The 24,833-nt window shown below is 33.7% G+C and carries 31 protein-coding genes and 3 tRNA genes; 7 read left to right on the top strand and 27 right to left on the bottom strand.

Annotation, left to right across the window (positions count from 1 at the left end; genetic code table 11):
* Positions 1–248: 248 nt before the first annotated feature.
* Complete coding sequence (locus tag WCG23_04115) at positions 249–425, bottom strand: ferredoxin (GenBank protein MEI8389053.1); 177 nt, start codon at positions 423–425, stop codon at positions 249–251.
* Between the two features lie 339 nt (positions 426–764).
* Here WCG23_04115 and WCG23_04110 point away from each other — a divergent pair, with 339 nt between their 5' ends.
* Positions 765–1,652: an N-acetylneuraminate synthase family protein gene (locus WCG23_04110; protein MEI8389052.1), complete on the top strand. Its 888-nt coding sequence runs from the start codon at positions 765–767 to the stop codon at positions 1,650–1,652.
* A gap of 25 nt (positions 1,653–1,677) precedes the next feature.
* Here WCG23_04110 and WCG23_04105 read toward each other — a convergent pair whose 3' ends face one another.
* Positions 1,678–3,135: a B12-binding domain-containing radical SAM protein gene (locus tag WCG23_04105; protein MEI8389051.1), complete on the bottom strand. Its 1,458-nt coding sequence runs from the start codon at positions 3,133–3,135 to the stop codon at positions 1,678–1,680.
* A gap of 325 nt (positions 3,136–3,460) precedes the next feature.
* Between WCG23_04105 and WCG23_04100 the strand changes: the two genes are divergently transcribed.
* Both WCG23_04100 and WCG23_04095 read left to right on the top strand, forming a co-directional pair.
* Positions 3,461–3,985, top strand: coding sequence for an HAD hydrolase family protein (locus WCG23_04100; protein MEI8389050.1), 525 nt, complete (start codon positions 3,461–3,463; stop codon positions 3,983–3,985).
* Positions 3,986–3,993: 8 nt separating this feature from the next.
* Positions 3,994–5,835 carry a 6-hydroxymethylpterin diphosphokinase MptE-like protein gene (locus WCG23_04095; protein MEI8389049.1) on the top strand — a complete coding sequence of 614 codons (1,842 nt, stop codon included), beginning with the start codon at positions 3,994–3,996 and terminating at the stop codon, positions 5,833–5,835.
* Between the two features lie 3 nt (positions 5,836–5,838).
* Here the strand turns inward: WCG23_04095 and WCG23_04090 are convergent, their stop codons facing one another.
* The 24 genes from WCG23_04090 to WCG23_03975 all read right to left on the bottom strand — a co-directional run bounded on the left by WCG23_04090 (position 5,839) and on the right by WCG23_03975 (position 18,025).
* A complete protein-coding gene (locus tag WCG23_04090; GenBank protein ID MEI8389048.1) occupies positions 5,839–6,834 on the bottom strand; it encodes a flagellar biosynthetic protein FliO in 996 nt (331 codons plus the stop codon).
* A gap of 86 nt (positions 6,835–6,920) precedes the next feature.
* Positions 6,921–7,592 carry a uracil phosphoribosyltransferase gene (gene upp, locus WCG23_04085; protein ID MEI8389047.1) on the bottom strand — a complete coding sequence of 224 codons (672 nt, stop codon included), beginning with the start codon at positions 7,590–7,592 and terminating at the stop codon, positions 6,921–6,923.
* Positions 7,593–7,717: 125 nt separating this feature from the next.
* On the bottom strand, positions 7,718–8,086 hold the full coding sequence (gene rplR, locus WCG23_04080; GenBank protein ID MEI8389046.1) for a 50S ribosomal protein L18: 369 nt from the start codon (positions 8,084–8,086) through the stop codon (positions 7,718–7,720).
* Between the two features lie 21 nt (positions 8,087–8,107).
* Complete coding sequence (gene rplF, locus WCG23_04075) at positions 8,108–8,647, bottom strand: 50S ribosomal protein L6 (protein MEI8389045.1); 540 nt, start codon at positions 8,645–8,647, stop codon at positions 8,108–8,110.
* Positions 8,648–8,700: 53 nt separating this feature from the next.
* Positions 8,701–9,096 (bottom strand): 30S ribosomal protein S8, encoded by a 396-nt coding sequence (rpsH, locus tag WCG23_04070; GenBank protein MEI8389044.1) that lies wholly within the window; start codon positions 9,094–9,096, stop codon positions 8,701–8,703.
* Positions 9,097–9,177: 81 nt separating this feature from the next.
* Positions 9,178–9,384: a type Z 30S ribosomal protein S14 gene (locus tag WCG23_04065; protein ID MEI8389043.1), complete on the bottom strand. Its 207-nt coding sequence runs from the start codon at positions 9,382–9,384 to the stop codon at positions 9,178–9,180.
* A gap of 49 nt (positions 9,385–9,433) precedes the next feature.
* The gene (rplE, locus tag WCG23_04060; protein MEI8389042.1) at positions 9,434–9,985 is read right to left on the bottom strand and encodes a 50S ribosomal protein L5; all 552 of its coding nucleotides are present in this window, start codon (positions 9,983–9,985) and stop codon (positions 9,434–9,436) included.
* Between the two features lie 105 nt (positions 9,986–10,090).
* Positions 10,091–10,429 (bottom strand): 50S ribosomal protein L24, encoded by a 339-nt coding sequence (rplX, locus tag WCG23_04055; protein MEI8389041.1) that lies wholly within the window; start codon positions 10,427–10,429, stop codon positions 10,091–10,093.
* 63 nt (positions 10,430–10,492) lie between these two features.
* Positions 10,493–10,861, bottom strand: coding sequence for a 50S ribosomal protein L14 (gene rplN / locus WCG23_04050; protein MEI8389040.1), 369 nt, complete (start codon positions 10,859–10,861; stop codon positions 10,493–10,495).
* Positions 10,862–10,967: 106 nt separating this feature from the next.
* The gene (gene rpsQ, locus WCG23_04045) at positions 10,968–11,213 is read right to left on the bottom strand and encodes a 30S ribosomal protein S17 (protein MEI8389039.1); all 246 of its coding nucleotides are present in this window, start codon (positions 11,211–11,213) and stop codon (positions 10,968–10,970) included.
* Positions 11,214–11,262: 49 nt separating this feature from the next.
* The gene (gene rpmC, locus WCG23_04040) at positions 11,263–11,463 is read right to left on the bottom strand and encodes a 50S ribosomal protein L29 (GenBank protein MEI8389038.1); all 201 of its coding nucleotides are present in this window, start codon (positions 11,461–11,463) and stop codon (positions 11,263–11,265) included.
* Positions 11,464–11,520: 57 nt separating this feature from the next.
* Positions 11,521–11,928, bottom strand: coding sequence for a 50S ribosomal protein L16 (gene rplP / locus WCG23_04035; protein ID MEI8389037.1), 408 nt, complete (start codon positions 11,926–11,928; stop codon positions 11,521–11,523).
* 45 nt (positions 11,929–11,973) lie between these two features.
* Entirely contained in the window at positions 11,974–12,699 is a 726-nt protein-coding gene (rpsC, locus tag WCG23_04030) for a 30S ribosomal protein S3 (protein ID MEI8389036.1), read from the bottom strand.
* A 65-nt stretch (positions 12,700–12,764) separates the two neighbouring features.
* Positions 12,765–13,109: a 50S ribosomal protein L22 gene (rplV, locus tag WCG23_04025; GenBank protein ID MEI8389035.1), complete on the bottom strand. Its 345-nt coding sequence runs from the start codon at positions 13,107–13,109 to the stop codon at positions 12,765–12,767.
* Between the two features lie 3 nt (positions 13,110–13,112).
* A complete protein-coding gene (gene rpsS / locus WCG23_04020; GenBank protein ID MEI8389034.1) occupies positions 13,113–13,394 on the bottom strand; it encodes a 30S ribosomal protein S19 in 282 nt (93 codons plus the stop codon).
* Between the two features lie 14 nt (positions 13,395–13,408).
* Positions 13,409–14,230, bottom strand: coding sequence for a 50S ribosomal protein L2 (rplB, locus tag WCG23_04015; protein MEI8389033.1), 822 nt, complete (start codon positions 14,228–14,230; stop codon positions 13,409–13,411).
* Between the two features lie 2 nt (positions 14,231–14,232).
* Entirely contained in the window at positions 14,233–14,541 is a 309-nt protein-coding gene (gene rplW / locus WCG23_04010) for a 50S ribosomal protein L23 (GenBank protein MEI8389032.1), read from the bottom strand.
* Complete coding sequence (rplD, locus tag WCG23_04005; GenBank protein MEI8389031.1) at positions 14,542–15,177, bottom strand: 50S ribosomal protein L4; 636 nt, start codon at positions 15,175–15,177, stop codon at positions 14,542–14,544.
* Positions 15,178–15,218: 41 nt separating this feature from the next.
* Positions 15,219–15,866, bottom strand: coding sequence for a 50S ribosomal protein L3 (gene rplC, locus WCG23_04000; protein MEI8389030.1), 648 nt, complete (start codon positions 15,864–15,866; stop codon positions 15,219–15,221).
* 96 nt (positions 15,867–15,962) lie between these two features.
* Entirely contained in the window at positions 15,963–16,295 is a 333-nt protein-coding gene (gene rpsJ / locus WCG23_03995; protein ID MEI8389029.1) for a 30S ribosomal protein S10, read from the bottom strand.
* A gap of 81 nt (positions 16,296–16,376) precedes the next feature.
* Entirely contained in the window at positions 16,377–17,585 is a 1,209-nt protein-coding gene (gene tuf, locus WCG23_03990; GenBank protein MEI8389028.1) for an elongation factor Tu, read from the bottom strand.
* An 80-nt stretch (positions 17,586–17,665) separates the two neighbouring features.
* Positions 17,666–17,737 (bottom strand) — tRNA-Thr (locus WCG23_03985).
* 119 nt (positions 17,738–17,856) lie between these two features.
* A tRNA-Tyr gene (locus WCG23_03980) sits at positions 17,857–17,939 on the bottom strand.
* 14 nt (positions 17,940–17,953) lie between these two features.
* Positions 17,954–18,025 (bottom strand) — tRNA-Thr (locus WCG23_03975).
* A gap of 189 nt (positions 18,026–18,214) precedes the next feature.
* On the opposite strand from WCG23_03975, the gene WCG23_03970 reads away from it, so the two are divergent.
* The gene (locus WCG23_03970) at positions 18,215–19,069 is read left to right on the top strand and encodes a hypothetical protein (GenBank protein ID MEI8389027.1); all 855 of its coding nucleotides are present in this window, start codon (positions 18,215–18,217) and stop codon (positions 19,067–19,069) included.
* 29 nt (positions 19,070–19,098) lie between these two features.
* Here the strand turns inward: WCG23_03970 and WCG23_03965 are convergent, their stop codons facing one another.
* A complete protein-coding gene (locus WCG23_03965; protein ID MEI8389026.1) occupies positions 19,099–20,085 on the bottom strand; it encodes an ABC transporter ATP-binding protein in 987 nt (328 codons plus the stop codon).
* Positions 20,086–20,185: 100 nt separating this feature from the next.
* On the opposite strand from WCG23_03965, the gene purB reads away from it, so the two are divergent.
* The 3 genes from purB to WCG23_03950 all read left to right on the top strand — a co-directional run bounded on the left by purB (position 20,186) and on the right by WCG23_03950 (position 24,832).
* A complete protein-coding gene (purB, locus tag WCG23_03960) occupies positions 20,186–21,481 on the top strand; it encodes an adenylosuccinate lyase (GenBank protein MEI8389025.1) in 1,296 nt (431 codons plus the stop codon).
* Positions 21,482–21,664: 183 nt separating this feature from the next.
* Positions 21,665–22,018, top strand: a complete 354-nt coding sequence (locus WCG23_03955) for a hypothetical protein (protein ID MEI8389024.1) — start codon at positions 21,665–21,667, stop codon at positions 22,016–22,018.
* A 153-nt stretch (positions 22,019–22,171) separates the two neighbouring features.
* Positions 22,172–24,832: a pitrilysin family protein gene (locus WCG23_03950; GenBank protein ID MEI8389023.1), complete on the top strand. Its 2,661-nt coding sequence runs from the start codon at positions 22,172–22,174 to the stop codon at positions 24,830–24,832.
* The last annotated feature ends 1 nt before the right edge of the window (position 24,833 follow it).

Here is a 24,833-nt window from a genome sequence, read left to right as displayed (position 1 = left end):
CAGATACAGTTAACTCAATTCAAAAACTTTCCCCCAATAAAAGATAAATTTAAAACAATAGGCAGTGTTGTTCCCGGCACAAGAACTTCAACAAGACATAAATCCGAGACTGATTATACAAGAGAAGAAAATCAGTTCTCTTGTCTTCCGATATACCCGAAAATATCCTAAATCTATTAAAAAGTCCCCGCTGTTTATTGCGGAGACTTTTTAATTTCAATTTGTTATTAATTTAATACTTAATATTATTACTCAATAACGATTACACTTACAGGACAAGCTTCTGCAGCTTCTTTAACACATTCTTCGTTGCCGGCGATATTAGCTTCATTAACCACAGCAATATCTTCTACTGTGAAAACTGCTTCGCAAATAGATTCGCAAGCACCACAAGCTATACAACCATCTTCAATCTTTACTTTCATCAATTTCTCCTTTCACAGGGACGATTTTTTATCAATTCCCTTAAATAAAAACCATTAATTAATAAATTAACAATATTATTATAATCAAAATAAAATTTTTTAGAACATATTTAAACTTTTGTTAAATCAAAAACAATTTGTTTTATTAATTAACTATCAATAAGTTATATTCATTTTTTGTTTTTTATTTTTCATCTAAATAATGCAAGAATTTCAAACTCAAGAGTGTTAATATATTAAATACGTCTATAAGGACAATAAAAGTTTAAAAAACTTAAAGAGTCAAACGGTTACAAAAGGGGACGTCTGCTATTTAATGAACGGGGGTAAAGCGAGTATATGGGTAAAACAGTAAAAGTAGGCAATAAATTAATCGGAAAGGGACAACCTTGTTTTGTAATTGCTGAGATAGGGATTAATCACAACGGTTGTGTGAAAACCGCGAAAAAACTGATTGATATCGCTGCTTCGTCAGGATGTGATGCGGTTAAATTCCAAAAAAGAACAGTTGATTTTGTTTATACCCCCGAAGAACTCGCCATGCAAAGACCCAATCATTTTGGAGAAACAAACGGCGATTTAAAAAGAGGTCTTGAATTAAAATTTGAAGATTATGAAGAAATCGATGATTATTGTACAAAAAAAGGGATTATGTGGCTTGCCTCATGCTGGGATAAAAATTCTGTTGATTTTATAGAGTATTTTAATCCGCCATGTTATAAAATTGCGTCTGCAACTTTGACTGATGATGATTTATTAAGACATACAGCCTCAAAAGGCAAACCTTTGCTTATTTCTACAGGAATGAGTACTATAGAAGAAATTGATCACGCTTTAAAAGTTATAAACTCTGAAAATATAATCCTGTATCATTGCACATCTACTTATCCTACAGACAATAATGAAACCAATTTACTTGTTATTCTTGATTTTATTAACAGGTATAACTATCCAATAGGATATAGTGGGCATGAAAGAGGATTAATCCCTTCTTTAGTAGCTGCCTCAATAGGTGCATGCTCTATTGAAAGACATATTACTCTGGACAGAACAATGTGGGGCAGCGACCATGCCGCAAGCCTTGAGCCTTTAGGACTTTACAGATTAGTCAGGGACATAAAACAAATGCCGGCTATGTTAGGAGATGGGCATAAAATAGTATATGAAAGCGAAAAACCTATCCTTGCAAAATTAAGAAAAGTAAAAACCGCACATAATATTGTCTAGGCAAAAAAAATAAATCGGTTAAGCTCTAAAGTTCAAGCTTTTTTCTAATAAAATCCAGTTTATTAGAAAGTTTATATTCCTCGATAGCTTCATAAATTTCTTTTTTATCAAGTTTTGATTGTGAAGCCATTTTATTAATATAATAAACGACATGATTTATAAAATTATTGTCAGTGTTTTCATTGTTTAGCTTTATCCAATAACCGTCCCTATCTGCTGAACGTTTGTCATCGAGATCTTTAGAACTAATAAAACCTGCGTCTAAAGCCATCTCTGTGATTTCAGTATTAGGGAAATATTTTAAAGAAAATAAATTCATCGAATACGGTTGCGGCAATTCCAGCATTAATTGAATTGATTCTAGTGAATCTTCAAAGGTTTGAAAAGGATTATCAAAAATAAAATCATATCTTACACTGATATCATATTTTTTGAACAAATTTGCTTGTTCAATAACAACTGAATTTTTGTAATGTCTTTTAAATATATTTTTCCTGATTTTTTCTGAACCTGATTGTATTCCAATCCATACACCCGCTAAAAGAGAATCTTTTAACAATTTTATTAATTCCTCAGTTGCCGTACCCGGAAAAAACATGCAGTAAAATGGCAAATCAATTTCATTTTTGTATCTTGGAAAAAAAGCATTAGCCCATTCTTTACTTGGTATTAGCACTTCATCATAAAAATTTATTCTTTCAATTTCGGGCAGCGTTTTCTTAACTTCGAGCAGCTCTGACATTACATGATCAGGATTTCTGTATCTGATTTTGCACCAATTGTCAGGATATACATTTTGTGCCATATAAACATTTGAACAATAAGTACATCTGTAAGGACAACCTCTTCCTGCAATAATTCCGTATCTTGTATTTAATTTATAAACTTCTTTATTTACCAGCTCATTATTTTCGATATAACTGCTCAAATCATCATCAAATACAGACACAGGATATTTGCTCAAATTATTTAAAATTGGTCTTGGAGTATTTTTAATAATTTTATCTTCTTTTTTTCTCCAGAAATTTTGGATTGAGTCTATAGGCAAATTGTTATACAATTTGTCGACGAGTTCTTCTATCGCCTCCTCGCCTTCGCCAATACAAACAAGATCAGAATATTTTATACATTCATCGGGATTTAATGATGCTTGCCATCCGCCTATTAATATTTTAAAATCACTCAGATTTTTAATTCTATTATAGATTTTTTTATACAGACCAAAAACAGAAGAAACCAGACTAAATGCAATTAAGTCAGGTTTATATTCCAATACAAAATCATCGAACAGCTTTAATTCTTCCTCTGAAACGTCCTGAGAGGTTGCATGCTTATTTTGAAATGGAACTTTAAAAAATAATAATTTTGTATTATATCCGAGATTGTGAAGAATTGAAAATAAAAGTCTTGTTCCTAAAGCTTCTCCATTAAAAAAAGAGACAAATAAAATTTTAAAATCTTTTTTATTTTTTTTCACAGACATTTTTAATCATTCAACCCAAAAATACTTTCGAAAATTAGTATACCGCTTCAAAAATAAATTTAGGATTTTAACTACAGATAAAAAGCGGTATTCGATAGTAGGAGCGTTATTTTCGGAAACGATGAGTTTTCGAAAATATAAACTCATTTTAGTATAAATATAATATTACCATAGATTCTAAGAAACAGACAATTTGCGTATGCCGGGTTTTTGTCTTAAGCACCAATTTGAAAAAGAAAATAGAAAATAAAAAGGTATAACTAATATAATAAACCGATAAATAGAAGAGGGGTGTTATGATATAATAAATCAGGATTTCAAAGTAATGAGTTTAAAAGATAAGGTTAAGCGTAAATTAATGCTGTTAAAGCTTAAAGAGGGCATAAAATTAATTGCAACAGATTTTGATGGTGTTTTAACAGACGGATATGTTTTTTATTCATCTGTTTCTGACGAAGAAATCAAAAGAATCAATTTTAAAGACATAATGGGGATTTCTCTTGCCGTAAAAAACGGCTATAAAATTGCAATAATTTCAGGAGAAAAAAACAAAATCATTAATAAACTTGCCGATAAATTTCGTCTGGAAGATGTTCATCAGGGAATAAAAGACAAACTTTCTGCCCTGCAATCGATTGCGGAAAAATATCAGCTTTCTCAAGACGAAATCTGCTTTATTGGTGATGACATAAATGACATTTCTGCCTTGGAATGGGTCGGGACTCCTATTACAGTTCCTGAGGCGAATTATAAGGTAAAAGATATTAAAAATATTCTAATAACAACTGCTTCTGCGGGAAACGGGGTTTTTAGAGAAGTTATTGATTCTCTTTTAATAACAAAAGAATAGAGGGTAAAATGTTTAAAAAAAATTTAGACACTATAAGAATAAAAAATTCAAAACTGGCTGACAGGCTTGAGAAAATTGATATAAACTCTATAATAGGAATAGAAGTATTTGAATCAGAAAGCAAAGATTTAATTATTTCTTATAAAAACACAACTCTTCACAGCCCTATAGATCCTGTAAGAGAGTCGAAAACCACATGGAACAGAACTATAAAAAATAATCTTAAAAAAAATGATATCCAAATAGTCTTTGGACTGGGACTTGGATATTTGTTCAAAAGAGCTTATGTTAACTCCGAGTCAAAAATTTTCATAATTGAACCTTTTATTGAAGTTTTAAGATTTGTACTTGAACATGTCGATTTTTCCAATGAACTTTCAGATGAGAGAGTTTATATTACTGATAATGTCGGTGATATTTACGATAAATTGCAAAAAGAATATCTTTCCAATGACAGGGTGGAATTTTTGTTCTTAAATCAATATGCTCTGGTAAATCAAGAACTTCTTCAGGATTTGACTTCAAAAACATTTGAAATAGTTGAAGGTAGAGGAAATGATGAAAATACTATACTAAAATTCAGCTGGCTTTGGACAGAAAATTTTATAAGAAATTTTGTTCATTTTTCCGAAGCAAGACCTCTTGGCTTTTTCGAAGGGAAATTTGCCGATAAAACAGCCTTAATAATTGCAGCAGGTTCAAGTTTAGCTGATGATCTTGAAAAAATCAAAGAAAATCAAGATAAATTTGTGACAATTGCCGTAGGAAGAGCTTTTAATTCTCTTGTTAACAACGGTGTTATTCCTGACTTTACAGTTTTTGCTGATGCCCAAAATTGTTTGGATCAAATCAAGGGTTTAGAAAATTTTATTGAAAAAACAAACTTAATTTTGCTTGCAAAAACTGATCAGGACTTGTACAAACTAAAATCAAAAACAAAAATAATTTATTTTTCAGAAACCGATTCAATTACAAGGCTTTTTAAAGACGTCTGTCCTGAAAATGCGGGATTTTATAAATCGGGAAGCAGTGTTTCAATATTAAGTTATTATATTGCAAAAGCCTTGGGCTTTGGGCAAATCGCCTTTTCCGGTTTAGACCTTGCATTTATTGATAATAAAATTTTTGCTGACGGTCAAACTATTGAAAATGTTGCCGAAGAAATTAAACACAAAATAATTCATGTTAAAGATAAAGAAGGCAACGACCTGATAACAAGAACTGATTATGCGTGGTTTATAAGACAGTTTAACGAAATTTTTTCTGAAGAACTTAATCTTGCAACAGTTATAAATACTTCATTAAAAGGTGCATTTATAAACGGCATGGAATATATGGCTTTTTCTGAATTTGCTGAAACATTATCAGCCGCAAAACCCGATATTGATAATATAACTTCAGCAGTTTTCACAGAAACAAAAGAAGGCTGGAATTCAGCGTTAACAAATGTTTTCTCAAAGATAGGTCTGGCCTACAAAGAACTGGATCAAATAAGCCCTGATTTATCCGAACTTTTCAATGAATTTGCAAAAATTTGTACCGAACTTAGCGAACTTGGAAAAACAGATTATGATCCTGAAGCTTATATTCTTCTGAATAATAAAGCTGCTGAAACAAGAAAAAGAGTTGTTAATAACTTGTTTTTATCAAATTATATTCAATCTCAAACATGGAATTACACAAAAAACTATGTAACCAAAACACTTCCAAACAAAGAAGATGTAATTAACAATCTTGAACTTGATAAATATTTTTTCAATTCTGCTGACTGCGCTAATACAAAATTAATCAAGATTTTAAAAGAAACACTAAATACTCTCGAAGAAACACCAGGTTTAGCAATAAAATAACCCTTATTCTTCAGAATCTTTTTTGTTTTCTTTGTTATCAATATAATCTTTATAAACTTCTGAATATTTTAAGGAATAATATTCAGGATCTACAAATTCGTCTTCTTCAACGGATTCGAAATAAAAATCGTCTTCTTCCGACAGTTTAACAGGTTCTGTTTCTTCTGTATCTTGATTTTTTTGACTCATTTCTTTTAATTTTTCTATTTCTTCAGGCGGAATTTCTGTCAAAAGATTTATATTATTGGCTGTACTTCCTATTACAAGTTGTTTTCCGTTAATCTCAACGAGATGGATATCTTTTCCCTGTCCTAGAGTCGATGTAGACAAAACATTAAACCTGTTCATATTTTTTTCCGAAAATTTTCCCGTTAAAATTGCGGTCGGATTTATGCCTTTCACTCTTGCATATACCCATGCAAAAACAAAAATCAATAATACTACAATACTTAAGCTTGAAAAAGTTTTTAAAAAATCATTTCCTTTTTCTTCTCGAATATTAATTTTATCAACACTACCTTTTGACAAAGACTGATTCTTTTCGTTAATTTTGTTTATTTTTGAAATAAATTCTTCAGGATTAGCCTCTTGTAACGGCTGAATTGAGTTGTTTTCCATTTCCGGTTTTTTCTGAGTATCCTCAATTTCTTGTTTTATTGATTTAGAAACTGACTGCTCAGAATAATTTTTTGCCGGTTCTATCTTTACTTTAATTTTTTGAGAAACTTCTACTTGTTTATTCTGCTTATTGTCACTAATTGTTTTTGATTGTAGTTGTAATTTTTTTTCAGGCTGCTCAACTATCCTGAGTTTTGGTGTTTCTTTTTTTACTGCATTTTTATTATTCAACAAAGAATTATCAGGCTTTTCAGGTATAACTCTGTGTATAGTAAAATCGGGAATAGAAAGAAAATTATTTTCTTCCTGTACCTGAGCCGAAACAGAAAAACTTGTAAAACTTAAAATCACTATAATTAAAATTTGTATACAAAAACCCAATTTAATTTCCTCAAAAACATATAAAGTATAATATGCTATTCTAAACTATATTATACTTTATAAATATTATTAAACTATATCTTTATCTAATATTTTGTATTAAACGCTCTGTCGCCTGCATCTCCCAAGCCGGGCAAAATATATCCTATTTCGTTTAATCTGGTGTCTACACTTGCTGTAACAATATTTATACCATTGTATTTAGAGTTAATTTTATCAATTCCCTGCGGAGAAGAAATTAAAGAAACAAAAGTTATATTTTTTTGAGGAATATTCATCTCTGTAAATAATTTAATAGCTGCAACTGCTGAACCGCCTGTAGCAAGCATGGGGTCTAAAAGATAAATAAAAGTTTTTTCCGGTGATTTAAAAGAATCCGGTAAATTGTTATAATAAGGAACAGGCTTTAAGGTTTCTTCATCTCTATATAAACCTATATGATGAATTCTTGCCTGGGGTAAAATTTCTAAAGCCGCATCAGAAAAAATCAAACCAGCCCTTAATATCGGTGCTATTATTATTTCCGCATCAGGAGCAATAATTTCTGCCTGCATACTCATTAAAGGCGTTTCAATGGTAGTCGTGCTTACAGGCAAATTTTTTGTTGCTTTATAAAACAGTACATGCGCAATCTTTTGCACAGCATTTCGGAATTTTTCTGATGGAGTATTTTTATTTCTTAATATAGCAAGATTATTTGAAATTAACGGATGTGAACATACTGTTAAATTTAACGGCTTATTTATTGATACTTCCATAAAAATATCCTCTTAATTCTGACTCAGTTTTGTTTAATTTATTATAATCATAAAAAAAGATGAATCTACAAGACTCACCTTTTTTATATTTGCAAAATTATATAATTCTAATTCTGTACCAAATATTAGAATTCAAGTCCTGCTTCTCTTGCCGCATCAGCTAAAGCAGCAATTCTGCCATGATAAAGGTATCCGCCTCTATCAAATACCACTTTGCTTATTCCGGCTTTTATGGCTCTTTCAGCAAGAAGCTTTCCAATTTCTTTTGAAGCTTCGACGTTTCCACCGTGCGGTCTTGATGCTTTCACGACAGGTTCAACACTTCCTGCGGAAGCTAAAGTAATGCCTTTTGTGTCATCAATAATTTGAGCATAAATATGTTTAGTGCTTCTGTATACAGCTAATCTTGGTTTTTCAGTAGTACCTGAAAGGGTTACTCTGATTCTTTTATGTCTTTTTGCTGTTACTAATTTTCTTACTTTTTTCTTAATCATTTTATCACCTTGAATTAAAACTTATTTTTTACCTGTTTTACCGGCTTTTCTTCTTACATGCTCACCGGCATATCTGATTCCTTTTCCTTTGTAGACTTCAGGCGGTCTTTTGCTTCTTATCAAAGCTGCAATATCACCTACAAGCTGTTTATCAAAACCTTTAACAATAATTTTAGTAGGACTTTCAAGAACTATTTCAATTCCTGCAGGCGGATCTATTTTTACAGGATGACTATAACCTAATGAAAGGTTCAAGACATTGCCTTCTTTTACTGCTTTGTAACCAACACCTTGTATTTCAAGTGTTTTGGTAAATCCCTGACTTACACCAACTACCATATTATTTACAAGAGTTCTGCTTAAGCCATAAAGCGCACCGGTTTTTCTTTCATCATTGTTAGGTTTAAGAATTAATTTATTATCTTCTTTAACAATTGAAATTTCTTGTCTTATTTCACAATCCAAATTGCCTAAAGGACCGGAAACTTTTACAAGGTTTCCTTCAAGCTTTACATCTACTTTATCCGGTATTATAACAGGAGCTTTTCCTATCCTGGACATCTTATTGGTCTCCATTTTATATTTTAGTTTACTTTTTTATAGTTTTGAAGAAATTACCAAACGTAACAGAGTACTTCGCCGCCAACGTTTTCTTTTCTTGCTTTTCTGTCTGTTAAAAGACCTCTGCTGGTACTTACTATTGCAATACCAAGCCCGCCTAATATTTTAGGTAAATTTTTGGACTTCATATAAAGCCTTAATCCGGGTTTGCTGGCTCTTTTTAATTTGCTGATTATAGGTTTGCCGTTTTCTTTGTATTTAAGAACTACTGACAATATTTTAAACTTGTCAACGTCTTTTACTGCAAACTCCGAAATATATCCTTCAGCTTTTAGTACTTTTGCTAATTCTACTTTTAATTTAGAAGAAGGCATTTCTACTGAAGCATGATCAGCCATTCCGGCATTTCTTATTCTTGTAAGCATATCTGCTATTGGATCTGTGTTCATTCTTATCTATTCCTCTTTGTTTTATTTGTTTTTGTCACTGAGATAAGGCGTTCTATGCCTGCATGACAATCTAAAACCTTATTACCAGCTTGATTTTGTAACTCCTGGCAGCAATCCTCTGTGAGCAAATTCTCTTAAATGGATTCTGCAAAGACCGAAATCTCTGTGAAATCCTTTAGGTCTGCCGCATACGCTGCATCTGTTATGTAATTTTACTTTTGGATATTTTCCCGCTGCAACTAAGGCTTCTCTCTTTTTTTCTTTTATTATCATTGCCCTTTTAGCCAAGATATTTTCTCCTTTTATATTAATTTTAATTTGTTTTTTTAGTTGTTATTTATCTTTTTCTGAACGGCATTCCAAGCTCTGCAAGCAAAGCTTTTGCTTCTTCATCGGTTTTTGCTGTTGTCACAATAGTAATATCCATGCCTCTTGTAACATCAACATCATCATATTTAATTTCAGGGAAAAGCATTTGTTCTTTTAATCCAAGAGAATAATTGCCTCTTCCGTCAAAACTTTTATCATTAACTCCACGAAAATCTCTAATTCTTGGAAGAGCAATGGAGACTAATTTTTGAAGAAAATCATACATTTTATGCCCTCTCAAGGTAACCATTGTACCTATGGGCATGCCCTGTCTTAATTTGTAGGTTGCGATTGATTTTTTTGCTCTTGTAATAACAGGTTTTTGACCTGATATTTTAGTAAGTTCTTTTACTGCGGCATCAAGCATTTTTACATTCTGTACTGCTTCGCCGACACCCATGTTTATTGTAACTTTTACAAGTTTTGGGATTTCATAAGTATTTTTATAACCAAACTTTTCTTTTAATTTTGGTACTGCATCTTCGTGATACTGATTTTTTAATTTTTTTGCTACTGTCATTTATTTTTTCCTCTTTTGTTTGGTACATTCCGACGCACCTGAATATATTTTATGCGTTTTTTGTCAGATTCTTCGGCTTTCATTGATCACCGAAGATTACAAACGCTATACGTCAAATTGTTCGCTACATTTTTTACATACTCTGGTTTTTTTACCATTTTCGAGTACTTTATAACTTATTCTGGTCGGTTTTTCACATTTTGCACAATAAAGCATTACTTTTGATACATTCAAAGGTGCTTCCATTTTAATTAAACCACCTTGAAAGTTTGCCATTGGATTTGCTTTCATTGCTTTTGTGATCATATTCGCATCTTCAACGATTACTTTATTTTGTTGAGGCAAAGCTTTCTTCACATTTGACACTTTACCTTTGTCTTTGCCGGCAATTACCATTACTCTGTCACCGGTTTTTATATGAAGTTTTTTTCCTTTTTCTTTCATTGTTTCACGCAGTCCTTGTTTTAATAAATCTGGAATAATTTAAGTTTCGGGGTTGTATTTCACCTAAATAACTTCTGGTGCCAGTGAAATAATTTTCATGTAATTTTTTTCACGCAATTCACGTGCTACCGGCCCAAAAACACGAGTTCCGACTGGATTGCCGTCTTTGTTAATAATAACAGCTGCATTTTCGTCAAATCTAATGCTTGTACCATCAGGTCTTTTTACTGTCGTTTTTGTTCTTACTACCACAGCTTTAACCACATCAGATTTTTTTACCGGCATGTTCGGTGATGCTTGTTTTACTGTAGCAACGATTACACCGCCGATTCCGGCACATTGTTGATTGGAACTGCCAAGAACTCTTATACATAAAAGCTCTTTAGCTCCGGTATTATCAGCTACTTTTAATCTTGTTTCCTGTTGTATCATTTTATTTTGTCCTTACCTTAGGATTATCTCGAAATTATCTGGGTTTTTATTACTTGCAATTTTGAAATTCTATCACAACAACATTTTTACTTAAATAAATTTTTTATTATGTTGCTTTTTTAGTAATTTCAGCTAATTGCCACAATTTTGTTTTACTTATAGGCTTACATTCAACGATTTTGACTTCATCGCCTACATTACAAACAAATTCTGTATTGTGTGCTTTATATTTTTTTGTTGTTGAAATAATTTTTTTGTAAATTGGATGCGGTTTGTACTCAGCAACGTTTACAACAACGGTTTTATCCATTTTTATACTGACAACCAGTCCTGTTTTTTCCTTTTTAGGCATTCTATTTTCCTCAACTTTTGGAATATTTATTTTTTACGGATTAATTAACTTATATTGCTAATTGTAACTGTTTTTGTTTTATAACAGTTTTGATTTGAGCAATCATACGTCTTTTTTTAGAAATTTCTGATGTGTTTTCTAATTTATATGTTGCTTTTTTTATTCTTAGATCGAATAAATCTTTTCTTAGAGAAATAATCTGTTCTTTTAATTCCTCTATGGTGTGATCTTTCATTTCTTGTAATTTCATATTGTCCACCACTATTATTTTTTCAGGTGACCTGATCACCTTTGCTATATACCTGTATTATTGTTTTTCGATGACTCGAACTTTAATTGGGAGTTTTTGCGCAGCAAGTTCCATAGCTTCTCGTGCAACAGCTCTGTCTACACCGCTCATCTCAAATAAGATACGACCGGGTTTTACAACTGCTACCCAGTAGTCAGGTGCGCCTTTTCCTGAACCCATCCTTGTTTCAGCAGGTTTTGCAGTAACAACTTTGTCAGGAAAAATTTTAATCCATACGCGACCGCCTCTTTTAATAGATCTTGTCATAGCTCGTCTTGCAGCTTCAATTTGTCTGCTGTTGATCCAAGCCGGTTCAAGAGCCTGTAGTCCGTATTCTCCGTATTCTAAAGCAACGCCTCTGGTTTCTGTGCCTGTCATTCTACCACGCATATGCTTTCTATATTTAGTTCTTTTCGGCATTAACATTTTAATTTGCTCCTAATGCTTATACTGATTATCGCTTCTAGCGATTTATGGTTTTTTTCCTCTGCGTCTTCCGCCGGCTCTTTGAGTCGGTGCTTCTTGGCCGCCAGCTGTTTTGGACTTAATGTTTTGATCTACAGCTTCACCGGGAAGGATTTCGCCTTTAAATATCCAGGTTTTAACACCTATAAGCCCCATTATGGTATCAGCTTCTGCAAAACCATAATCAACATCTGCTCTTAATGTCTGAAGAGGGATTCTTCCTTCTTTAGCCCATTCGGTTCTTGCAATTTCAGCTCCGCCTAAACGACCTGATACTGCAACTTTTATTCCCTGAATTCCTGAACGCATAGCTCTTTGAATAGCTTGCTTCATTGCTCTTCTGAATACAACCCTTTTTTCGAGTTGTTGAGCGATAAATTCTGCTACCAACTGCGCATCAGCGTCAACTCTTGCAACTTCAAGAACGTTGATTTGAACACGTTTTTTAACAAATTTGTTCAATTCATTTCTTAAATCATCAATACCTTGACCGCCTCTGCCGACTATAATTCCCGGTTTTGCAGAAATTATATTAACATTAACAGTTGTTGCTTTTCTATCTATTACTATTCTGCTAATGCTTGCAGAATATAATTTTTTCTTTATGTATTTACGAATTTTATTATCTTCGTCTAATAATTCAGCATAATTATTTTTGGATGCGTACCAATTGCTTAACCAAGGTTTTATTACGCCTATTCTGAATCCTGTTGGATGTACTTTCTGACCCAAGGGTTAGCCTCCTTTTTATATAAGTACTTGTTTTTTAAAATTACAAGTTGAGAGAATTTAAATGATTATTTTTTTTCTTCAACTACTTTTACTTGTACGGTTAAGTGAGAGGTGCGTTTTAATATTTTGTAGATTCTTCCTTGAGCTCTTGGTTTTGCTCTTTTATAGGTAGGACCTTCATCAGCATAGATTTCAGATACAACTAAATTATCAGAAACCACACCCCACTTTTCAGATGCGTTTGCAACAGCATTGACAAGATTTTTCTCAACAACTTTTGCTGCAAAATACGGCATAAATTTAAGGATATTTAATGCATCCGGAACTTTTTTGCCGCGCACTTCGTTTATTACCCTGCGCAATTTTCTGGCAGGCATTCTAATATAACTTTCTTTTGATTTTACTTCCATTGTTTATGTCCTCTTTGCGGTTTTAGCGGAACCGGCATGTCCGCGATAAAACCTTGTTGGGGCAAATTCACCAAGTCTATGTCCTATCATTTGTTCTGTTATATAAATAGGAACATGTGTTTTACCGTTATGTACAGCTATTGTATGATTTAACATTTCCGGAATAATCATTGACGGTCTTGACCAGGTTTTAACGACTTTTTTGTCACCTGCAGAATTCATCTTTTCGATTTTTTTCATCAATGACTCTTCTACGAAAGGTCCTTTTTTTAATGAACGAGACATTAATTAAGTTCTCCTTATTTACGTTTTCTGACAATTAATCTATCAGATGCTTTACGTTTTCTTGTTTTATAGCCCAAAGCAGGTTTACCCCAAGGTGTTTTCGGTTGTCCACCTATAGGACATTTACCTTCTCCACCGCCGTGTGGGTGATCACAAGGGTTTTTAACGCTACCTCTGACTGTAGGCTTAATCCCTTTCCATCTGTTTCTTCCAGCTTTACCTATTCTCTGGTTTTTATGGTCTAAATTACCCAAAACACCTATGGTTGCGTAACATTCTTTACGAACCATTCTCATTTCTGAACTTGGAAGTTTTATGGTAACATAATCACCTTCTTTAGCCATAACCTGAGCGCCAACTCCTGCACTTCTTACCATTTGACCGCCTTTTTTGGCTATTAGTTCGATATTATGAACTATAGTACCAAGAGGTATATTTTCTAATGGAAGTGCATTACCTGTTCTGATTTCGCTCTCCGGTCCGCTAAAAAGTGTATCGCCTATTTTAATACCGTTTGGTGAAAGAATATATCTTTTTTCACCATCTGCGTAATCCACCAAAGAAATTCTTACATTTCTGTTTGGATCATACTCGATACTTTTAACTACAGCAGGGATATTGTGTTTGTTTCTTTTAAAATCAATAATCCTATAAGCTTTTCTGCTTCCGCCGCCTTTGTGTTGACAGGTTATTCTACCTGTATTATTTCTTCCGGATCTTTTATTTTTAAATTTCAGTAATGACTTTTCTGGTTTATCGGTTGTTAATTCCGCAAAATCATTAAGCATTACACATCTTTGACCGGGAGTTGTCGGTTTTATTTTACGAATACCCATTTTTATGCTCCTAGTAATTCTTCAATAGGTTCACCCTCAATGGTTACAATTGCTTTTTTACCTGATTGAGTTCTTCCCATTTTCTTGCCGCGTCTTTTTTCTTTGCTTGGCATATAGATTGTTCTTACTTCCTTTACTTTTCTTCCCGGAAAAAGAAGCTCTATAGCTTTTTGAATATCAATTTTTGTTGCATCTCTCAATACTTCAAAAGTATATTTACCTAATGATGTTTGACTGCTTGACTTCTCTGTTACGAGCGGTCTTTTAATCACCTGATATAAGTATTCTTGCTCTTGTCTTAAAGTACTCATTTATTTTGTTAACCTCTCTGTTATATCTTTTATTGCAGATTCAGTTATAACAATATTATCCGCTTCTAAAAGATCTTTCACGTTAAGGTTTGAAGGTAATATCAACTTAACGTTAGGGACATTACTTGACGATAATTTTAAGTGCTGGTTTTCTGCATTATTTACATCTGCAACAATGAGAATTTTTCCACTCAAAGTCATTGAATTCAATATTTTGATAAATTCTTTTGTTTTTGGAGTAGCTATAGCAGAAAAATCTTTTATTACTTTAATGCTTTCTGTTCTTGCAGATAAAGCTGATCTTAATGCCAGTCTTCTTGCTTTTGCAGGCATTGAAAAACTGTAATCGCGAGGTTTTGGTCCAAATATTACACCACCACCAACGAATAAAGGACTTCTTAAACTTCCTGCTCTTGCTCTGCCTGTACCTTTTTGTTTCCAGGGTTTTTTACCGCCGCCACGAACTTCCGCACGTGTTTTTGTGCAAGCATTTCCTGAACGTGCGTTACTTAATTGACGTCTTACCGCAAGGTGCATAATATGAACATTTGGTTCTTCACCAAATACTTTTTCATCTATATCGATGTGCCCTAATTCGCTTCCATCGCTATTATGTATTATTAACTGCTTTGACATTATATTTTTCCTCAAATTTATATTCAGATTTTTGATTGAATTTATTTATTATTTGAATTCCATACCGTTCTCGAAGGTTGAATTTTAACAATTTTTCCTTCGGGACCGGGTACAGATCCTTTTATAAGTAACAAACTTCTTTCTTTGTCGATTTTAGCAACTTTAAGTTTGCTTACTGTTACTTGTTTATTTCCCATTTTACCCGCCATTTTTAAGCCTTTATAGACTCTGCCGGGAGTTGTTCCTGCACCAATAGAACCAGGGAGTCTATGGTTCTTTGAACCATGGCTCATTGGCCCTCTTGAAAAATTATGACGTTTTATTGTTCCCTGAAAACCTTTACCTATTGATTTTCCTGTTACATCAACTTTTTCAACATTTTCCATAACAGATAAATCAATTTCTTGACCTACTTTATAATCAGCAGCATTTTCTACTTTAAATTCTTTTAAATGTCTAAATGTAGGTAATTTATTATTCTCTAAATGCCCTATTTGCGCATTTGTTAATTTTTTCTTTTTGCATTCATAAAAACCAACTTGTATAGCATCATAGCCATCAGTTTTTTTGGTTTTAATCTGAGTTACTGTTAATTTTTCAACTTTTATTACTGTTACAGGAATGACTATACCTTCTTCAGTATAAATTTGAGTCATCCCTAGTTTTTCACCATATAATCCTAGAGTCACTTTATATTTTCCTCTCTTTGTGAGCGCTACGTAACTTTTTTACCAAGCCGTAGATCACATTCAACTACTTAATGTATTCAATTTTATTTAGTTGTATTACAACTTAACTTCAATGTCAACACCGGCAGGTAAATCTAATCTGCTAAGCTCTTCTGTTGTTTGCTTTGTTGGTTCGTGAATATCTATTATTCTTTTGTGTATACGCATTTCGAAATGTTCTCTTGATTTTTTATCAACGTGAGGAGATTTCAAAACACAATATATTCTGCGTTTAGTAGGTAGCGGAATTGGGCCGGCAACCTTTGCGTCAGTGCGTTTTGCTGTTTCAACAATTTTTTCTGCTGAAGCATCAATTAAACGATGGTCATATGCTTTTAAACATACTCTGATTCTTTGTTTTTTTGGTGGCTTTTGCTGCTTAGTTGCCATGATTCAGTATATCTACCTTTCTTTAATTAATTTAATGAATTTGCGAACGCCTTTTCAGGCATTCGCAAATCTTGCTTTAACTTATTGAATGATTTTATCTACAACACCGGCACCAACTGTTCTTCCGCCTTCACGAATAGCGAATCTCATACCTTGCTCGATAGCTACAGGTGCGATTAATTCAATATCCATTACTACGTTGTCGCCAGGCATTACCATTTCTTGTTCAAATTTGATTGAACCGGTAACGTCAGTTGTTCTGATATAAAATTGTGGTCTGTATCCCGGGAAGAATGGGGTGTGTCTTCCGCCTTCTTCTTTTTTCAGTACGTACACGTTAGCTGTGAATTTTGTATGAGGTTTAATTGAACCTGGTTTAGCAAGTACTTGACCTCTTTCAATTTGCTCTTTGTTAACGCCTCTAAGCAAAAGACCAACGTTATCTCCGGCAAGACCTTCATCAAGCATTTTTCTGAACATTTCAACACCGGTAACAACTGTTTTTCTTGTTTCACCGAAACCGATAAGTTCAACTTCTTCGCCAACTTTAACTTTTCCTCTTTCTACTCTTCCGGTAGCAACTGTTCCTCTACCTGTGATTGAGAATACATCTTCAACAGGCATTAAGAATGGTAAGTCGATTTGTCTTTCAGGAGTTGGGATATAGTCATCTACTGCATCCATTAATTCCCATATTTTATCAACCCATTTGTCTTCGCCACGTTTAATTGTAGGATTAGCTTGAACTGCTTCGAGTGCTTTTAAAGCTGAACCGCGAATGAATGGAATATTGTCTCCATCAAATTCGTACATGCTCAAAAGTTCTCTTGATTCTAATTCAACTAAGTCTAAAAGTTCTTCATCATCAACCATGTCAGATTTGTTAAGAAATATTACTAATTTAGGTACGCCAACCTGACGAGCTAAAAGAATATGTTCTCTTGTTTGAGGCATAGGTCCGTCAGCAGCAGATATAACGAGGATACCGCCATCCATCTGAGCAGCACCGGTGATCATGTTTTTAACATAATCTGCGTGTCCAGGGCAATCAACGTGAGCATAGTGTCTTGAAGTTGTTTCATACTCAACGTGTGCTGTTGAAATCGTAATTCCTCTTGCTTTTTCTTCAGGAGCTGCATCAATTTCATCGAATTTTTTAGCAGTTGCTTGTCCTACAGCAGCTAAACTTGCAGTTATAGCAGCTGTTAATGTTGTTTTACCGTGGTCAACGTGTCCTATTGTACCGACGTTAACGTGTGGTTTAGTTCTTGCAAATTTTTCGCGAGCCATTTTAAACTCTCCTTTTTAAATTAACAATCGTTTGATACCGTCTATATTTCGTATCACATTACTTTGTGGGGTTATTATTCAGCCCATGACGAGATTTGAACTCGTGACCTTTCCCTTACCAAGGGAATGCGCTACCCCTGCGCTACATGGGCATGCGGGCCGGAGTGAAGAAAACCTAAACGGAAATAATGAGTTTTCGTTGTTGGTTTTTGGAACTCGTTCCCTTGCATTGGGGGATTTTGTATTTCCCCGTCCGGCAAGAAAAAAATATTGGGCAGGGCTGGATTCGAACCAGCGTAGGCGCAAGCCAGTGGATTTACAGTCCACCCCCATTAGCCACTCGGGCACCTACCCATTTTAGTGAAATCAGCCGGTGATGGGATTCGAACCTACAACCTACGGTTTACAAAACCGTTGCTCTGCCGTTGAGCTACACCGGCACTTTACCTATAAGTTATTATCATATTTGCTAAAGAACTACTGTCAATAGAAAACAGATACTTTCTCATATTAAGTGACACTATCTAAAAAACCATGAACATGATTTTCTATCAAGTATTTTTATTTTATTAGCAATTTTTCAACTTGAGATGTTTTATAAATTTATGTTCAACAAATTGAGATAAGTTATGCATATCAAGCTTCTTAAAATTAATTCAAATATTTTAAATTCTAACAGTGAAAACAGCGCTAAACAAACTAACATTGCCAAAAATGAAATGTTTGACAATAATCTTATTCCTTTGGCAAAAATCCCTACTGACTCAATAAAAGCCAGGTTTTTGTCATTTGGTTCTAACAAAGAGCTTAATAATAATTTAAAGCTTGCCCAAGAAGTCTATAGTTACGTTAAAAACTTGAATTTATTTTCTACAACTAAAAAAATTGACGAGGACTCGTTTAATCAATCAAGATTTGCTGATGACTACTCGCTGCACGATTTCAATCATAAATTAATGAGCGATAGGATATATTTAGACAAGCAGAGAAAAGGAAAAAGCATTGACGATTTTGTAAAAATTACCTGTGAATACGCTCCGATAATGCATATGGGAAATTGTACTGAAAACGCTATATTGACCGCAAATTATCTGGCTGAAAATAAAAAAATTACAAATTTTGCCTTAATTGCAGCCTTTTCTGAAATTGAAGACACTAAAGGTTTTTATGACTCACCTTTAGATTATTATGATAAAAAAATTAAAAACAATTCATGCTCTTCAGATCACGTATTTGTTGTTGTAGGGCTGGATAAAAATGCAAATTTAAGCAACCCTTTAACATGGGGAAAAAAAGCTGTACTAATTGACTCATGGGGAGATATTGTCCAGCCTGTTTTCAAGGATGACAAGCTAAATTTGCAATGGCTTGAAGAAATGAAGGAAAGAATGCGAACAAAAAATGATTTAACTTTTACGAATTATGCCCCTTTTATTGATAGTACTCCTGATAAAAAATCAGTATATAAATGGAATAATCAATAAAACAAAAAAATATTTTACAAAATTTATGATTAATCAAATAAATGACAATATACTTGACGTTCATTTTCTTTTACAGTCAAAGCAGGGTCCATTGCCTCACAAACAGGCATTCTGCGAGGACATCTCGGGTGAAAAACGCATCCTGAAATATCCTCAGTAATTGCTGGCGGCTGTCCGTGTATTACGTTTAGGACTTCTTTATCAATAGACGGTAACGAGTCCAAAAGTCCTTGTGTGTATGGGTGCAAAGGATTTTTGAAAATATCGGATACTTGAGCATATTCAACTATTCTTCCTGCATACATTACAGCGACATGGTTGCAAAATTCCGCTATAACTCCAAGGTCATGCGTGATAAATATTAACGAAGTTCCTCTTTCCGCCTGAATTTGTTTAATAAGATCAAGAATTTGCGCCTGAACCGTGACATCAAGGGCAGTTGTAGGCTCATCAGCTATAATAAGTTCGGGATTACAACATAAAGACATGGCAATAATGGCTCTTTGTCTCATGCCTCCAGAAAACTGGTGAGGGTAATCATTTAACCTGTTTTCAGGTTCAGGAATTTTTACGCTTTTTAGAGTTTCTATGGCTATTTCTTTTGCTTTTTTCCTTGAAACTTTCCTGTGATATTCTATTGTTTCAATAATCTGCTCTCCGATTGTATAAAGAGGATTTAAGGCTGTCAGGGGATCTTGCGGAATTAATGAAATCTTGCTTCCTCTTATCTTTTGCATTTCATTTGCAGAAAGTTTCAAAAGGTTTATTTCATTTAACAGATTTGATTTCGCTTCGAAGTATAATATTTCTCCTGATTCTATGACCGCATTTGAGGGCAATAATTTCATTATAGACATGGCTGTTACAGATTTTCCGCAACCCGATTCGCCTACTATTCCGAGTACTTTACCTTTTTCAAGAGCAAAGCTCACTCCATGAACCGCTCTTGCCAGTTCATCTTCCATTTGAAAACTTATATTAAGGTTTTTTATTTCAAGTATTTTTTCTTTGTTCATAACAATATTTATTATAACTAATTTTATCGTCTTTGAAAAATCAAATAAAAAATGTTTATCTTATAATTACTAATAAGAAGAGGAAAAAGGAGATTTGGCAATGATTCAAAGATATTCACGACAGGAAATGACAAATATCTGGGAACCCGAAAATAAATATAAATGCTGGCTTGATGTAGAACTGGCTGTTTGTAGAGCGCACAATAAACTGGGAAATATTCCTGATGGAGCATTAAAAGAAATTGAAACCAAATCAGGCTTTGATATAAAGAGAATTGATGAAGTTGAACAGGAAGTAAAACACGATGTTATAGCTTTTTTGACAAGTGTAAATGAAAAAGTCGGAGAATCCTCAAGATATATACACATGGGAATGACAAGTTCCGATGTTTTGGATACGGCTCTTGCTCTTCAGATTAAACAGGCTAATAAAATCATTGAGGACAACATTAAAGCTGTTATCGACTCAATAAAAATAAAAGCAAAAGAACATAAAGAAACAGTTTGCATCGGGCGTTCTCACGGAATTCACGCCGAGCCAACGACTTTTGGTCATAAAATGTGCCTCTGGCTCGATATAATGCAGAGAAACCTAAAAAGATTTCAAAGAACATCGGAAGAAATTAATGTCGGAATGATTAGCGGACCTGTTGGAAATTACAGCAATATCGACCCAAAAATCGAAGAGATTGCCTGCAAAGAACTTGGTCTTAATCCTGCAAAGGTTTCTACGCAGGTAATTCAAAGAGATTTACACGCTTATTATATGCAGACACTTGCGCTAATATCTACTACAATTGAACAATTTTGTGTAGAAATAAGACATCTTCAAAGAACGGAAGTACTTGAAGTTGAAGAAGGATTTTCTAAAGGACAAAAGGGCTCTTCAGCCATGCCGCATAAAAAAAATCCTATAGGTTCTGAAAATTTAACGGGTCTTGCAAGAATCATAAGAGCAAATTCTATTGCGGCACTTGAGAATATTCCTCTTTGGCATGAAAGAGATATAAGCCACAGTTCTGTCGAGCGAATAATTTTCCCTGATACGACTATTCTGGTTGATTATATGCTTAACAGATTCAAAAATATTGTTGATAATTTGCAGGTTTATCCTGAGAACATGAAAAAGAATACAGCGCTTTACGGCGGAGTAATTTATTCCCAACGAGTAATGCTTGCCCTTTGCGACAAAGGAATGTTGAGAGAAGACGCTTACAGGCTTGTTCAATCCAATGCCCATCAGGCATGGAACAACCCTGTCGGTGACTTCAAAGGAAATTTGCTTAAAGATTTACGGATTACCGAAAAACTTTCGGTTAGAGAAATAGAATCCTGCTTTGACACTGATTTTTACTTAAGAAATATTAACAAAATATACGAGAGACTTGGAATTTAAATACTTTTACAAATAACATTAAGAAACATTAAGCAGTCTTTTTTAAGCATAGCGAAAGTTTTACCCTGATTTCTTTTTAAAAAGAAAATTTATTTAAAATCGGGTATCACTTTTTTTCTTCACATGTTTTATATAAATAGAAGTTTTGAAACTATGTAAAAAAATCATAAGAAAGAGGACAATATGACGGCGATACAAGCACTTAAAAGTTTAGAAGTTGGACTTCCTTCATCAGGACCGGTAAGAGGACAAGCTGTTAACGCAATTAGGGCTATTAACACAAAAGGTTTAGTATTAAATGTCGATGGGACAACAAATACCGGTAACGTTATTTTTGAAGTTCTAACAAAAAAAGGTGCTACCGCATCAATAAAAGATGAAAAGGGTATGCTTAAAGGATTAATTAATTTTGGTAAAGATCCTGTTAAAGCTCTTATAGAGTTGCTTAAGAAAATGAGCGGTTCTACGATAGTTATTGAAGATGCCCACCAACAAGAAATTAAAGTGCCTGTATTTAAAACAGATCTACTTGCATAAAACAAAAAATCTGAATTAATTTTTAAAGAGCAGACCTTAAATCAGTCTGCTCTTTAGTATAATAAATTACCCCATGTAATGACTTTCCGAACAGTTGCTTTTTAGTGTATATTTTTGTTGTGATTAAAATTGAAAGATTGGGGATTATATAAGATGTACAAAATTTTTATCAGACTGCTTGTATGCTTAGTTTTCTGCATAAGCACAGCAAGTTTTGCGCAGGACAGCCCTCCATGTGTTTTTCACCTCAAAACAGGACACACTGTTGTAATTAAGGAAATCCACACCAATCCTATCGTTACAGTTGACACATGGGTAAACACAGGTTCGCTCAACGAAAATAATAAAAATAACGGGGTTTCGCATTTTTTAGAACATCTTATATTCAAAGGAACAAAAAAACATAAACAGGGCGAAATTGACAAAATTCTTGAGTCAAAAGGCGGGAAATTTAATGCAGCGACTAGCAAGGATTTTACCCATTTTTATATAACAATACCCTCAAAAGACGTTGCGACAGCAATAAAACTTAATGCTGATATGCTGCTTAATGCAACTTTTCCGGAAGCTGAACTTAATAAAGAAAGAAAAGTGGTTCAGGAAGAAATAAGAAGATCAGAAGACAACCCCGACTCCATATTGTTCGATAATTTAATAAGTCTGATTTTTAAAACACATCCTTATAGATATGAAACTCTCGGACCGGCATCAAATATAGAAAATATTCCGAGAAAAAACATTTTGGAATATTACCACAATTATTATGTGCCTTCAAATATGACCACTATTATTGTCGGAGATGTTGATCCTCAAAAAATTCTTTGTATGCTTGAAGAAAACTATAAAGCAGAAGTTTCTAACAAAGTTGTACTTCCTAAATTTCCAAGAGAAGCCACATTGTTAAAACCACAAACAAAGACAGCTAAAGAAAAAATTAATTTTGGATACATTTGTATGGGATTCAAGGGAGTCCCTATAAATGACATAAAAGAAAGCTATGCTCTTGATCTTGCGGCTTCAATACTCGGAGGCGGCAAAAGTTCAAGGCTTTATCAGGATTTAAAAGAAAAACAAAACATTGTTTCTTCAGTAGATTCAGGGCATTACAGCTTGAGAGATGACAGTATTTTCTTTGTATCAGCAGACTTTGATCCTTCAAAATACCAAAAAGTAAAAACATCTATTGAAAATGAATTAAAAAAACTTAGAGAAACAAAAGTTACGGACGAAGAACTAAACAGAGCAAAAACTCAGGAAGAAAGAGCTTTTGTTTATGAAAATGAATCAGTAGAAGAAATAGCAAACTCTTTGGGCTATGTTATGACTATAGAAGGAAACATTGACTCTTATACAAATCATTTAAAATATGTAAACGCTGTAACAGCAGAGGAGATTCAGAAAACAGCACAAAAATATATTAAACCTTCCGGCATGGCTTTGTCTGTGCTTCTTCCTTCAAACAGTAAGAATTCAAAGCAAGCAAAGCCGGAAAACTCATCGGTGATTCCTGTTTCCCAAATAAAAGTAAATTCTGTTTCCCCACCTCAGGAAACCTGCAAAAACACCACAAAAACCGTTTTAAATAACGGAATGACTTTGATAACAAACCCTGTTACTTCAAATGACATTATTTCACTAAGTGTTTTTGTAAAAGGAGGAAAACTCCTGGATTCTCCAGCTGGGATAACGAATCTTCTTGTAAAAACTATATTACAGGGAACAAAAAACCGAAGCGCCTATGAAATTACAAAAGCAGTAGAAGACATGGGAGTAGTTATTTCTCCGATGCTTGATTCGGATTGCTTCGAAATTCAGCTGAAATCGACCAGAGCAGATTTTGATAAAGCCTTTGAAATACTGGCTGATGTGATAAATAATCCTGCTTTTTCCCCTGAATATGTAGAAAAAGGGAAGAAAGACATTCTTCAGGACATTACAAAATCCAGAGATCGACCCATGTCCAAGATGTCTGAAGGCTTTAGCCGTGCTATGTATCAAAACCAGCCTTACGGAAACATAGGCGAAATCCTCGAAAAAAGTGTTCCTTCTTTAACCAGAGAAGAACTTATAGATTTTCACAAAAAAATATTTATTCCGCAAAATATGGTTGTATCTGTTTCAGGAAACATAAATCAAGATAAAATAACGCAAAAATTCACTACAGCTTTTCCTTGCTCAAACACTGAAAAGCTGACTCTCAAACCTTCTGCGGAAGTCAAGAAATTTCCTGCCGATAAAATTGTATGCCAAAAAGATGAAACCTCAGCGGCATGGATGTTAATAGGTTGGCCTGTCGAAGGAATCAGAAATGAAAAAGAATACGCCTCTCTTCAAGTCATTGATTCCATGCTTGGCGGCGGATTAAGTTCAAGACTTTTTAAAACATTCCGTGAAAAACAGGGTTTGTGCTACAGCGTTGGAAGCTCTTATTCTCCAAAAAAAGATGGGTCGGTGTTTGCAATGTACATTGGCACGGAGCCGAAAAATATTGATCTGGTAAAAAGCAAGTTTTTACAGGAAATAACAAGATTAAAAACAGAAACAGTAAGTCAGGACGAGCTTAATGATGCCAAACAAAAACTTATAGGCGATTTTTTGCTTTCACAGGAAACCAATCAGGAGAAGGCTCATTATCTGGGGTGGTTTGAAATCATTGACAAAGGTTTCAGGTTTACTTATGATTTTCCTGATCTGATAAATACAGTAACTTCCGAAGATGTAATGAGTACGGCAAATAAATATTTAAGTTCACCTTACGTACTTTCAGTAGTTGCACCGGAGGCAAGTATGAAAAATTTATGTAAGGAAAAATAAT

This window comes from bacterium (assembly GCA_037147175.1).
GTDB lineage: Bacteria > Cyanobacteriota > Vampirovibrionia > Gastranaerophilales > UBA9971 > UBA9971.
This window is presented reverse-complemented; position numbering and strand designations above follow the sequence as displayed.